General features: G+C 58.2%; 8 protein-coding genes. 5 read left to right on the forward strand and 3 right to left on the reverse strand.

Annotation, left to right across the window (positions count from 1 at the left end; genetic code table 11):
* Nucleotides 1-49 precede the first annotated feature (49 nt).
* From L9O85_RS02640 to aroD, 5 genes are read left to right on the forward strand one after another with little or no spacing between them, the layout of a single operon-like run.
* Entirely contained in the window at nucleotides 50-1,603 is a 1,554-nt protein-coding gene (locus tag L9O85_RS02640; RefSeq protein WP_276852946.1) for an acyl CoA:acetate/3-ketoacid CoA transferase, read from the forward strand.
* Between the two features lie 35 nt (nucleotides 1,604-1,638).
* Nucleotides 1,639-2,103 carry a MaoC family dehydratase gene (locus L9O85_RS02645; RefSeq protein ID WP_276852945.1) on the forward strand — a complete coding sequence of 155 codons (465 nt, stop codon included), beginning with the start codon at nucleotides 1,639-1,641 and terminating at the stop codon, nucleotides 2,101-2,103.
* A 1-nt stretch (nucleotide 2,104) separates the two neighbouring features.
* Nucleotides 2,105-2,578 carry a MaoC family dehydratase gene (locus tag L9O85_RS02650; RefSeq protein ID WP_301579464.1) on the forward strand — a complete coding sequence of 158 codons (474 nt, stop codon included), beginning with the start codon at nucleotides 2,105-2,107 and terminating at the stop codon, nucleotides 2,576-2,578.
* A 23-nt stretch (nucleotides 2,579-2,601) separates the two neighbouring features.
* Nucleotides 2,602-3,480, forward strand: coding sequence for a shikimate dehydrogenase (aroE, locus tag L9O85_RS02655; RefSeq protein ID WP_276852939.1), 879 nt, complete (start codon nucleotides 2,602-2,604; stop codon nucleotides 3,478-3,480).
* Nucleotides 3,477-4,238, forward strand: coding sequence for a type I 3-dehydroquinate dehydratase (gene aroD, locus L9O85_RS02660; RefSeq protein ID WP_276852936.1), 762 nt, complete (start codon nucleotides 3,477-3,479; stop codon nucleotides 4,236-4,238). The genes aroE and aroD overlap by 4 nt, the downstream gene beginning before the upstream one ends.
* A 205-nt stretch (nucleotides 4,239-4,443) precedes the next feature.
* On the opposite strand, the gene L9O85_RS02665 is transcribed toward aroD, so the two are convergent.
* The 3 genes from L9O85_RS02665 to L9O85_RS02675 all read right to left on the reverse strand — a co-directional run bounded on the left by L9O85_RS02665 (nucleotide 4,444) and on the right by L9O85_RS02675 (nucleotide 12,950).
* Nucleotides 4,444-10,866 carry an S-layer homology domain-containing protein gene (locus tag L9O85_RS02665; RefSeq protein WP_301579466.1) on the reverse strand — a complete coding sequence of 2,141 codons (6,423 nt, stop codon included), beginning with the start codon at nucleotides 10,864-10,866 and terminating at the stop codon, nucleotides 4,444-4,446.
* 65 nt (nucleotides 10,867-10,931) lie between these two features.
* Nucleotides 10,932-11,756, reverse strand: coding sequence for a tyrosine-type recombinase/integrase (locus L9O85_RS02670; protein ID WP_301579467.1), 825 nt, complete (start codon nucleotides 11,754-11,756; stop codon nucleotides 10,932-10,934).
* A gap of 351 nt (nucleotides 11,757-12,107) precedes the next feature.
* Nucleotides 12,108-12,950, reverse strand: coding sequence for a tyrosine-type recombinase/integrase (locus L9O85_RS02675; protein ID WP_301579468.1), 843 nt, complete (start codon nucleotides 12,948-12,950; stop codon nucleotides 12,108-12,110).
* Between the last annotated feature and the right edge of the window lie 114 nt (nucleotides 12,951-13,064).

The following is a 13,064-nucleotide window of genomic DNA, read 5'->3' on the forward strand; positions in this document are numbered from 1 at the left end:
GAAAAAGAAAACACGCGGACAGGCGAGGCAGATACGCCGAGTTCCAGTTATGACAGCTGCAGAGGCAGTGAAACTGGTCAAAGACGCCGATGTGGTGGCCATGTGCGGCTGCGGGGGCGGGATCAATGAGGCCACAGAGCTGATCTGTGCCCTGGCGGAGCGCTACCGCCAGACCCAGACACCCAGAGACCTGACCTTTTACCACTCTACCGGACTGGGGGACCGGGGGGACAAGGGAATGTCCCCTCTGGCACAGAAAGGGCTGGTGAAGCGGGACATCGGCGGCCACTGGGGCCAGTCGCCCCGCCTGTGTGAAATGGCGGAACGCAATGAGATTGAGGCATATAACTTTCCAATGGGAGCGATGGCGCAGCTGATGCGGGCCGCGGCAGCAGGAGCTCCCGGAATTCTGACCCATGTAGGCTTGGGCACATTTCTGGATCCCAGGCAGCAGGGGGGGCGTCTGAACGATGTGACAAAGGAGGAGCTGATCAAGCTTCAGGTCATTGATGGAGAAGAGTGGCTGTTTTATCCATGCATCTATCCGGATGTAGCCTTTATCCGGGGCACCAGTGCGGATACCGAGGGTTATATCACCATGGAAGACGAGGTGCTCTATACAGATAGTTTTGCTACAGCTATGGCCACCCATAACAACGGCGGGATCGTAATCGCGCAGGTGGAACGAGTGGTGAAGGCAGGGACCCTGCCAAGCAAAGAAGTGAAGATACCGGGCTACTTGGTGGACGCTATCGTGGAGGTCCCCGGACAGCCCCAGCTGTACGGTGTGCCGACCAGTGGCTTTGTTTCCGGCCGGTATATCCAGGACTTCTCGGAGGACCGTACTGTGATTCCCCTTAATGAGCGAAAGGTTATTGCACGGCGCGCACTGATGGAAGTAGAGCCTGGTTACATCGGGAATGTAGGTGTGGGAATTTGTGACGGTATAGGAGTCGTAGCTAAGGAGGAGGGGGTAAGCGATGAGTTCACCCTCACCGTGGAGACGGGGATCATCGGAGGAGTTTCCGCCCAGGGAATTTACTTCGGGGCCAGTGTCAATGCCCGGGCCGTAGTCGACATGCCGGCTCAGTTCGATTTTTATGATGGCGGCGGTTTGGATATCTCCTTCCTCAGCTTTGCGGAGTTCGACCGGGACGGAAATATCAACGTACATAAATTCAACGGGAAAATCATGGGGACCGGTGGCTTTGTGGACATCTGCCAGAATTCCAAAAAGGCTATCTTTGCTGGAACGTTGAAGGCGGGGGGACTGAAGGAGTCTGTGGAAGGAGGAACCATTCGTATCCGGCAGGAAGGAAAGTTTATCAAGGCGGTGGAAAAGGTTCCTGAGATTACCTTTAACGGTCGGAATGCTGTAGCGAGAGGCCAAGAAGTGGTAATTATCACGGAGCGGGCCGTGTTCCGCCTGGCGGAGCAGGGGGTTGTGCTTACGGAGATTGCTCCTGGTATGGATCTGGAGCAGGACATCATTGGCCAAATGGCTTTCCGTCCCATCATATCCGAAAATTTGAAGGAGATGGACCACAGACTGTTTCAGGAGGAGGCCATGGGGCTGCGCAGAACACAGTTCCATCTGGAATAAGCTGTCCGGAACGCCAGGAGAAAGGAGAAACGATCATGCAGGATATGTACCATAAATATTTTGAGGATTTCAAACTGGACGAGACTTGCAGAAGCAGTGGACGGCAGATGACCGAGGCGGATACACGGATCTCTATCGGGGTGATTGGAGGCAGCCACCCCCTGCACATTGACCCAGAGTACTGTGCGTCACGTCCGGATGTAGGACGGCCTATTGTACAGGGGTCCATGGTTTTGGGATTTATTGACGCAGGCATGTATGATGCACTCTGCCCCGGCGGCGAAGTGGTAGTTATCCCCCGCGGCTATGACAAGATCCGTTTTATGAAACCGATTTATATCGGAGACATTATCAACTGTGAGTTCCAAGTTAAAGGAGTATCAGACTTTAATGATCGATACGGTCAAGTGACGGTGGCTGCTACAGTATATAACCAGGAGAAGGTGCCAGTCACCTTTGCGCTGGAGCATTTTCTGGTGGAAAAGGAAGGGGGACGCTGAAATGGGGATGACCCGGTATTTTGAAGAATTCCAGGTGGGGGAGCGGATCATCAGCCGTAGCCGCACCTTGGAGATGGCGGATATTCGAATGTATTCTGCCTGCACCAGCCTGTGTGCCCGCATCCACAGTGATCCGGTGTACTGCCGGGGAATTCCGGCGCTAAAGAGAATCACGGTGCCTTACTCTCTGGTGCTGAATGTGGTGGACGGATTTTATGCCCAGAGCGTCAGTCCAGACGCTGTCCCGACCTTTCACTACGGCTACGACAAAACGGACTACTGTGCACCCATTTATCCAGGGGACTGCATCCATACAGAATTTGTACTGGTGGACAAGCAGGAAAAGAACCAGCAGTTCGGAGTGTTGACCTTCCAATGCAGGACCTTCAATCAAAACGGAGATGTGGTCATCGAGCATATTGATAAGCTGTATGTAGGAAAGAAGAGCGCGTTCTGTGCTGGGCAGGCCGGCTGAGAGGACAGAAACGGGGGAACACAATGGCTTATATTACAGTAGACACCAAGCTGGTGGTCCTGTTGGGGACGCCTCTGCGTCAATCCGTCTCCTATCTGGCCCAGAACAGAGTGTATGAGCGGCTGGGGCTGGATTATTATTATATTCCGGTGGAGGTAAAATCGTCAGACCAGCTCCGTACCGTGGTGGCGGGATTGAAGCAGATGAATCTGGGTGGACTGGCCGTGACGAAACCTTACAAAGAGACGATTCTGCAGTATTTGGACGGCATGGATGAGACAGCCCGCCAGATGGGAGCCTGCAATACCGTGGTGGTAAGAGACGGTGCCTGGATCGGCTATAACACCGATGGTATGGGCTGTGCCAGGTCTTTGAAAGAGGAACAGGGATTTGATCCAGCGGGAAAGCACATTTTTTCCTATGGAGCGGGAGGAGCAGCCCGGGCGGTGTTGTTTCAGCTGGCCGCCATGGGTGCCAAAACCATTGTTACAGCGGCGTTGGACGGAATGGCTCTCCGGCTGGCCGAGGAACTAAACCAGTTTTATCCAGGCGTCTGCCGGGGACTGGAGATAGGGCAGAGAGATCAGCTGGCTCGAGAGACAGAGAAGGCCGATTTGGTCCTCAACCTGACCGGGCTTGGAATGGCACCTCACTTGGAGGAGACCCCCATGGACTGCCGCTGGCTCCGTCCCGGACAGCTGTGTTATGATGCTATTTATCAGCCGAAGCAGACCAGATTCCTGCGGGAAGCGGAGAAAATGGGATGCAGGACGCTGAATGGGCTGGGGATGGTGATCTATCAGGGTGTAGAACAGATCGCACTTTGGACAGGACGGGAGATCCCTTCTGAATTGATGTATCAGGTGCTGGAGAATGACGAAAAAAGGTGGCAGGACAAGTGAGAACAATTCGGTTAAGAGATGTGGAAATTGGCAGCGGCAGTCCTAAGGTGATCGTCCCGATTGTAGGCAAGAATCGGGGGGAGATCCTGACCAAGGCCCAGGAGCTGACAAATATCCCACTGCATGTGGTGGAATGGCGGGCAGACTTTTATCAGGATGTAAATGATCTGCCGTCTGTGCTGTCCACACTACGGGCACTGAGGGAGGCTCTGGGGAACATTCCGATCCTCTTCACATTCCGTACCAGAAAGGAGGGCGGTGAGCGGGAACTTCCACTGGATCGTTATACTCAGCTCAACCTGGCGGCAGCCCTATCTGGAGACGTGGACGCTGTTGATGTGGAGATTTTCTCCGGGGACAGTGTGGTGCGGGAGAATATCGACGGGATCCATCAGGCGGGCAGGATCGTGGTGGGTTCCAATCACGATTTTCAAAGAACACCCAGCCAGGCGGACCTGATTTTTCGCCTGAGGAAAATGCAGGATATGGGGGCCGACATCCCTAAAATCGCTGTGATGCCCCGGAGTGCAGGGGATGTGCTGACGTTGCTGTCAGCCACAGAGGAGATGGCGCGCTGTTATGCGGACCGCCCTATTATTACCATGTCCATGTCTTCCCAGGGGGTGGTCAGCCGCCTGTGTGGCGAAGTGTTCGGCTCCTCCATGACCTTCGGGGCGGTGGGACAGGTGTCTGCGCCGGGACAGATCCCAGTGGATCAGCTCCGCCAAGTCCTTGAGATTCTCCATGGTTCTCTGTAATGTGCGTTTCCGGAGCCCTGCTGTTTTTAGGACGGGGATGTCCGGTTGACGATACCTCCTCTTCGAAAGGCCCGCCGCCATGAGCGGCGGGCCTTTCCTATGTATATATGACGACTGGAGAGCAAGGCATAGAAAAACGAAGGCCCGTGAGCACGACTTGTCGTGCCCACGGGCCCTTTTTCTATGGGACAGAGGGAAGCCGGGATCAGTTGTTGATGCCGGTCCACTGCTCGGAGCCGCCGGCCTTGATGTGGTCGTGGCTGTTTGAAGCCTCCATGATGGGGTAGAAGGCCCAGTGGCTGCTGTTCAGGTCAGAGAAACTGACCAGCCGGTCCAGGCTGCGGTCCACGAAGCTCTGGTCCGGGGTCCGACCCAGCATATGGTTGACGATCACGGCCACCTCGGCCCGGGTGATGGAGCCGCTGGGGCGGAAGGTGCCGTCGGGGTAGCCGCCGATCCAGCCGTACTCTGCGGCGCTGGCCACATAGGGGTAGAACCAGTCCTGCGCGGACACATCGGGGAAGCTGCACCGGGCACTGGGAGCCATATCGGCGAAGGAGAGGGCCGCCGCCGCGAACTCAGCCCGGGTGATGGTGCTGTTGGGGTGGAAGGTGCCGTCAGGATAGCCGGTGAACATGCCCAGGGAGGCCAGCGTCTCCACCGCGTCAGCGTACCAGGCGCCGTCGGGCACATCGGAGAAGGAGACCGTGGCGGGCACATTCTGGTCATTCAGAAGGGCGTAGAACATCTGAGCCACCTCGGCCCGGGTCATGTTCCGGTCAGGGCCGAAGGTGCCGTCGGGATAGCCGCTGAGGTAGGCGATGTGGTCCCGGGTATTCAGCCAGCGGTCCACGCCGTTCAGCTTCTGGCTGGCGGTAAAGACAGCGGTGATGGTGTGGTTCTTATGCACCTTCTCGAAGGTGTAGCGGCCCACGGCTCCCACGCTCCTGCCGTCCACCAGCACGTCCGCCAGCTCATAGCCCTGGTCCGCCTGGATGATAAAGCTCTTGTTCCGGTCATAGGCCACCTGCACCCGGCCGTCCGGGCTGATGGAGCCGCCCTCGCCGGCCGTGGCGGTGATGGTCAGATAGGTGATGCCGCCGTCGTCATCGTCGTCGTCATCATCGTCACCGCCCTCGTCGGTCTCCGTAAAGGTGACGCGGATGGTGTGGTTCTCCGTCACCTCCTCAAAGGTGTAGGAGCTGCGGACACGCTCACTGTCTCCGTCCACCCGGACACGGTCGATCTCATAGCCGCGGTCGGGGTCAAAGTCAAAGCGCTGGTCCCCGCCGTCCGGGACGAACACATCCCCCTCCGGGTCGATGCCGCCGCCGCTTCCGGCGGAGGCTTCGATGGTCCAGTAGGAGGGCTCGTCGGGCACGCCGTCTTCGTCCTCATCTGCACCGAAATAGGCCACCACTTCGCTGTCCTCCCGGATATCCTCCAGGGTCCAGCTGCCGGTAAAGGCGTTCTCCGGGTCGTTGTTGGAGTAGACCACATCGTCGTTGACGGTGATGTAGTCCAGGGCACAGCCGTCCTCGGCGTGGATGGTGAAGGGCAGATCATCTCCGGCGTCTACGGTCGCCTCGGTGGGATCGATGGAGCCCTGCTCCTCGCTGTCCGAGGAGGCGGTGACGGTGTACTGCTCCTCCTCCGGCTCCTCCTTGTCGTCGGGCACGCCGTTGTCATTCTCGTCCTCGCCGAAGGTGACCACAACTTCGGCCGCTTCCTGAACATTTTCCAGCGTCCAGGTGCCCTCAAAAGGAGCGGTTATATCGTCGTTGGTGTACTCAGTTTTACTGTTCACCTGGATGGTGTCCAGGGCATAGCCGTCCTTGGCGTCGATGGTGAACTCCACGTCCTCTCCGGCGTTTACGGTCTTGCTGGTCGGATCAATGGAGCCGCCCTCGCCCTCCACGCGGGCGGTGACGGTGTACTGGGTCTCAGTGACATCGGGCTTGTCGTTGCCGTCCTCGTCATAGCCCCAGGCGGCCCAGACCGCCTTGTCCTCATCCATAGCGACAGAGGTCACGGTGTTGGGGGCGGTGTCCTCGACGCTGTAAATGGTTTCGTGGTCGTCCTCAGTCATCCAGCCGATGAAGAGGACGGGGACATCCTGCTGTCCGTTGTACTCCACAGCGTCGTGGGTGGGAGCAGCGATGTCGCTCAGAGTATGCGGGCCTGCCGCCACATCGTTTACCACATATGGATCAGTTTGACCGTCGAACGCGCCGCCGTTGGCGTGGTAGGTCAGGGTATAGGCGGCCTCCGGCTCGTTGGCGTCAGGCACACCGTTGTCGTCCTCGTCCAGACCGAAGGTGACAGAAATCGTGTGATCCTCCGTCACATCCTTAAAGGTGTAGGAAGTCCAGCTGGTGCCGGGGGCGGGAGCCGTTCCGTCATTTTTATGCGCTGTGCTGTCAATGGTGATGGTGTCCACGGCGTAGCCGCTGACGGGGGTGATGGTGAAGGTGGCGCTTCCTCCATCGGACACATAGGCTTCTTTGGGATTGATGGAGCCGTTGGGCCCGGCGGTAGCGGTGATGTGGTGGTCATCTTCGGTGACATCCGGCGTGCCGTCGTCGTCACTGTCCAGGCCCCACACTGCGTAGACCGTCATATCGCCGCTGATGGTCAGGCGCGTGGAGGTTTTGGGCGGAGTATCGCCGCGCTTATAGACTTTATTCTGTGCGGAAGTATCTGTTGTCCAGCCGATGAACAGCACCTTATGGCCGTCCTGGTCGGCGTGGGAGGGATGATACTCGTCTGTGGATTTCAGAGTGTGTCTGTCCCCGTCGTTCAGGCCGGTCTCCGTCTTTTCGGTCGTGCCCTCACTGCCGAAATATCCGCCGTTGGCGTCATAGGTCAGGGTGCGGTCGTACTTGTCCGGAGTGCCGTCTTTGTCCGCATCCTCCGCAAAGGTGACGGTGATGGCATAGTTGGACCGGACATCACTCAAGGTGAGGGTTCCGCTGGTATAGCCGGGGATCTCGGTCTCCCCGTCGTTGCGGTAGGTATTAGTTTCCACTGTGGTATCGTCGATATTCTTCTTCACAATGGTGACGGTGTCCAGGGCGTAGTTTTCCTCGGGCTGGATGGTAAATTCGGCATCCGTCCCGGCGAGCACATAGCGGGTCGGGGGCGTGATGGAGCCGTTGCCTCCATCAACAGAAGCGGTGATGCCATAGGACTCATCCTGCACGTCGGGTTTGCCGTCGCCGTTGGTGTCATAGCCCCATACGGCGTAGACGGTCTTATCCTCCGAAGAGACATCCACCGTGTCGGCGAGGATGCTGTCATCATAGTTGTCATTCAGTCCGTAAATGTCGCTGTGCTGAGTCTCAGACCAGCCCACAAAGGCCACCTTTGTACTGTTATGATCCGCATGGGTGGGCTTGAATTCGGCGGTGGTGTTCAGCCTGTAACTGGGCTGCGCCGGGACCGTCTCGGTTTTGGTCTCATCACTGCCGAACGTGCCGCCGTTGGCGTTATAGGTCACGGTGCGCTTGTCCTCTGTAACGTCGGGCTTGCCGTCACCGTCGGTGTCGTAGCCCCAGGCGGCATATAGGGTGGTATTTTGGGAGATGGTGTATTTTTCGCCAGCGGCGTAAACCGTGCTTGAGTCGAGCGTGTCCCCCACACTGTAGATTTTGTCTACGGCTGTCTCAGTCCAGCCCACAAAGACGGCTTTTTTGCCTGCTTCATTCAGCGTAATGGTGGGGACCTGAGAAGAAAGTGTGACCTCGCCGCCGGTAACAGTCTCGTTGCCGGGCATATTAGCGGGGGTTCCCCAAGTCCTCGCGTTTGCATTATAAGAGAGGGTATAGCTGCTCGCTGTGGGATCATAGGCATAAGTGATGGTCAGGGAGGCTTGGGGGTCAGTCTCTCCCTGAACATACCGGATCACGCCGTAAGATTGACCGGTAAATTCGCTGTCGCCGTTGGTATAGGAGGGGGTGTACTCTGGGGGAGAGTCCTCCGTGATTTGATAGGCCGTACCCACAGGCAGGCCAGAGATGGTGGCTGTCTGCCCGGCCTTCAGCTTGAAGATCCCGCCGTTCTGGATTTCAACACTGCTGGAATCGATCGTGATGGAATATTTTCCGTCCAGGGGATCCACAGCGCCTTGATTGTTGGAACTGGCGTTGTACAGGCCGAGGGTATAGGTAAATTCCTGATCTGGGTCCGCGTCGGCTATGTCCCCATTTACCTTCACCGTCAGCGTCCCGGTGGGGGTCTTTTCGGTGCGCAGGCCGTTGTTGCCCAGGCGGACGGTGACTGTGGTGTCGTCCACATTATAGACCGGGTGGCGGTAGTGGACGGCGGTGCCGGTCACGTTGCTGGTCTTGTCGGCGCTGCCGTCGGACACACGGCTCAGCTTGGCGGAGCCTGCTTTAATGTATAGGCCGTCGGCGTCTCCATCTGTGTGGCCGATGAGCGCCTGGGGGTTGAGCACCAGATGGTAGTCGGTGAGCAGGTCGGCCTCAAGCACGCCCGCGTCCCCTGTGCCTTGCGCCTGATAATACCGGTGCTCATAGAAGAAGGCGGCGCCTTTGCCTTTATGCTCATCCTTGGCGCGCACGATATTATAGGTCGTTCCATTGATCACAACAGTCCCTCGCTCGGGAATAACAGTGGACTGGAGCAGGTGATCCAGGGCCTCCTGGTGCGTCAGCAGCTTCTGGTTGCCGCCTGCAACATTGTCCACCAGCACATACAGGGGGGTGTCCTCGGTGTAGTGGTAGAAGGCGTTGGAGTCGGCGGGGGTGAAGACGGCGGTGGCGGTGCCGTACTGAGCGTCATCCTTGGCGGCGGCATCCCAGGCGTTGCTGTAGAAGCTGGTGGTGCCGTCTTTGGAGTGGGCGATCAGGTAGTCGTTGTCGTCCTGATCGAATGTGACGGTCTCATCCCGGTCCACCGAGTAGAACAGGCGGATGGGGTAGGCACCCCGATCCTGCTGGATTGTATGGCTTGTAACTCCGGTGGAGTCGGTACTGCTGGTCGCTGTAAGAGTACGCAGGGGCAGAAGCGCGGCAGGGATCGTCCAGGTCAATGTCTGCTGGCCGTTTTGATCCGTTGAGACCTCAAGCGTCATATACTCAAGGCTGGCCGCCCCGGGATAGATCTCGTTGGCGTCAATAGACCCCTCAAATATGTAGGTCTTTCCACCATCTGTGGTCTTTCCTTCGAACTGCTGGTTTGCGAAGACAAGGCGGGGAGTCCCCGTGACTTTCATATAAGCGCCGAGCTTATCTGTGAAGACAAGGGTGCCCTTCTCTCCGCCGGTGCCATCTGCCCCCTCGGGGGTTTCTGTGGGGTATTGCGGGGCGGAGGTCAAGATGCTGTTTGCGATCTCCTCAAAAATGCTTTCCCAGGCAGTGCTGTCGCCTACATCCGACACCTCATAATAGGCATCGTTATAGGCGAGGCTGGTGACGGATGCAGGGAAGTCATTAAATGTAACGCGGTCAGTACGACTTGCACCTCCGCCATATCTCATGATATCAACGCTGGTGTTTGTTTTATACTCGTTGAAATAATTATTAAAATCATTGGCGTGCGTATTGGAGGAGAGCTCCTCCTTCGGATTCAGGCAGAGACGGGCCAGGTTGGGGGCATCGGCACTGCCTGGGTCCACACCGATGGTGATAAAGCTGGCGCTGGAACTATAATGATCTTCCACCTGCCCTTTCATATAGGCGGCGGTCATCATCATAGCGAAGGACTGGGCGTGGCGGGATTCATCACTGCCCGCACCATCTCCAACTACAAATTTTTGGATATTATTACTGTTAGTTGTTGGGGGAGCGGTGATGTTGGTATCGCCGTCCTTCGGCTCGCCTTCAGATAGCAGGATGATCTGGGGTGCCCGGTCGACCTGGGCCCCGCCCACCCTAACGGTGGTGTCGGCATTGAGAAGCTGCTGTGCGCCCAGATAAATACCGGACTGGGTGTATTTATCGGTGCCGGAACTCTGCCGATCGATATCAAATGTATTTTCAACGGGATTTGTACTGCTGTTGATCCCATAAGCGGTTACTTTGCCGCCAGTTCCTATGGTGTTGGGATCATAATTAAAATAGTCAGCTTGCGCCCCGTTCTGATAGTGATCCAGAGGCAGCAGCACAGAGGCGTAATCGGAATATCCGATCACCGCGACCCGGTTGTTGGGATTTGCGGCCATCAGGGTGCGGATAGCGGATTCTGTCGCGGTCAGCATGGCTTCCGCTTTTGCATCCGGGTCTCCCATTTTAGGAGACATATCCAAAATAAACACAGTATCAACGGGCACGCTGGCCTTATCCACGATGGTGGCCGCCGAGCCCAGGGCGGACAAGCCGACCAGGAAGTCGGCATCAGTCTCCTTGGAGACCGTCACATCCTGGCCGATATCACCGCTGAGGACGATATCCTCGGTGGACACAGTTTTATCCGTCCAGATGCGTCCGATGTCCTTGGTGGAGAGGTGTTGATCAGCTCCCACCCCGAAGACATCCTGCCAGCTGGTCAGGGTGCTGGTGTCCGCCGTGGTGGATCCAGGGTCCGCCGCCAGGGCCGTGCCGGGCAGCAGGCTGAACAGCATACAGACCGCCAGCAGCCAGCTCAGCGGTTTTCTCAGTTTTCGCATGTCGCATTTCTCCTTTTCTCATCTCGAACAGAGTGTAGTCAGCCCGCCCAGGGCGGGCGGTGTGTTCAGGCGCCCCTCACCTCCCGACAGCCGCCCCAGCCGACGGCGGCCTGTTCCGCCTCCAGCAGGCGCTCATGGGTCTGCTCCACCAGCTGGGCCACAGTGGCCTCGATCTCCGCTCGGGTGGTGTAATACAGCTTCCGCAGGCACCGCGGGTTGCCCTTTTCCGGGGGGACCTGGGCATCCCGGCAGAGCCGGCGGATGCTGACAGAGACCCCGGCCCGGCCGCAGGGGCGGCCGGTGCGGGTGACAAAGATGGGGCCGGAGGAGATCCCCCGCCTCCGGGCGTAGTCCAGCAGCTCCCTCCGGAGACAGTCGGGCAGGCGCTGGGGCATCGCCTCCCCCGGGAGGAGCAGGACCCCCTCGCCCGCCGCCTCCACCGTCACCTGTTCCAGCTCGTGGACCGGCAATCCGGTGGAGGTGAACAGCTTGATCAGCAGATAGACCCGCTCCTGTCTCAGAGCCCGGGCGGTGGACAGCAGGCGCAGGTATTCGCTCCGGGTCAGCTCCAGCTGGGCATCCCTGCCGCAGGAGAGCCGCCCCGTCAGCTGGAACTCCCTGCAGCCCAGCCACTCCAGGAAGCTGTTGGCCGCGGACACGCTGGTGTTGACCGTGCTGGGGGAGTATCCCTGGTCCAGCAGCTGCTCCCGCCACTGGCGCAGGGTGCCCCGGCCGATGCGGCCGCCGGGCAGGGCGGCATACAGCAGCTCCAGCTTCTTTCGGTAGGAGGATACTGTGCTGGGGTTCCGCCCTCGTTCCCCCAGGCTGGACAGATAGGAGCCGATCTGCTCCCGGGTGACCGTGATCCCCTGTGTCTGGGGCTCCTGCAATGCGTTCTCCCCTTGGGAGATGCGGCTCTCTTTCGTTACCCCATACGACCCCCTCCCATTTATAGACAGAATCGTTCTTCTGTCATTAAAATTGCTCCAAAATTTCAAAATACATAATTGGAGTAGTTTATATTTTACCATTTTCTGAAATAGAAATCAATCTTTTTTCCAGATTCAGGCATGACAAATCAGGCCAAAAAACATTTTTTCTTTTTGGCCTGATTTGTCGTGCCTTTTTTCAGAAAATCCTGATGTTTTAGACACTTTTTTCTTCTGCCTGGAAAGGAGGAAACTGTCAACGCCGCTCTATCCCGCATATTTTTGATGACGGAAGAACGATTTTGTCATAAGCTAGGAGATCAGCCGCAGCTGATCCAGGGTCCGGGCATGCTCGGCGCCGGTGGAGATGAGGTAGATGCGGGTGGTCTCGATGCTGGAGTGGCCCAGCACGTCAGCCAGCTTTGCCACATCCCGGCTCACCCGGTAGAAACACCGGGCAAACAGGTGGCGCAGGTTGTGGGGAAAGACCTTGGACGGAGCGACCCCGGCCGCCCGGCACACCCCCTTCATCTCTGCCCAGATCTGCTTCCGGGACATGGGCCTGCCGCTTCTGGTGAGGAACAGCTCGCCGGAGGTGATTTTTTTTTGCCGGGCGTACTTCTCCAGCTTCCGGCACAGCTTCCCCGGCAGAAGGATGGTGCGGATCTTCCCCTTCAGGGCGATCTCCGTCCGGCCCTCCCGCACTGCCTCCGCCGTGATATAGCGCACCTCGCTGACCCGGATGCCGGTGGCACAGATGGTCTCCATCAGCAGGGACAGCCGACCCCGCCCCAGGCGGCGGGCCGTCTCCACCAGCCGGGCGTACTCCTCCCGGCTGAGCTCCCGGGCGGAGTCCCGGAACAGCTGCCGCTGCACCCGCAGGTGCTTCACCCGGCAGTCCTCCCAGCCCAGAAAAGCCAGCAGGCGGTCCAGGGCAGTCAGCTTGCCGTTGACCGTGGCGGGGGACTGGCGGGCGGCCAGCTCCTCCCTCCAGGCGGCGGCCAGCTCCCGGGTCACCTCACGGCCGCCCAGGAAGGCGGCGAACTGGCGGACCTCCCGCAGGTATTTTTCCAGGGTGGCGGGGCTGCGCTCCTCCTCTCCCAGCTGTCGGGCAAAGGCCGCCAGCGTCTCCTCTGTGATCTTCCGTGGTTCCATATGATTCCTCCTGTGTCTAAAGGTCTTTCCTTAGTTTACCTTGACAGAGGAGGATTATTGCTGTCTGCACTGCAAAAACATCTTCCTTGTGCGGCCGCAGCAAAACAGAGAATG

The sequence above is a fragment of the Lawsonibacter asaccharolyticus genome, from assembly GCF_022453915.1.
GTDB classification, from domain to species: domain Bacteria; phylum Bacillota; class Clostridia; order Oscillospirales; family Oscillospiraceae; genus Lawsonibacter; species Lawsonibacter asaccharolyticus.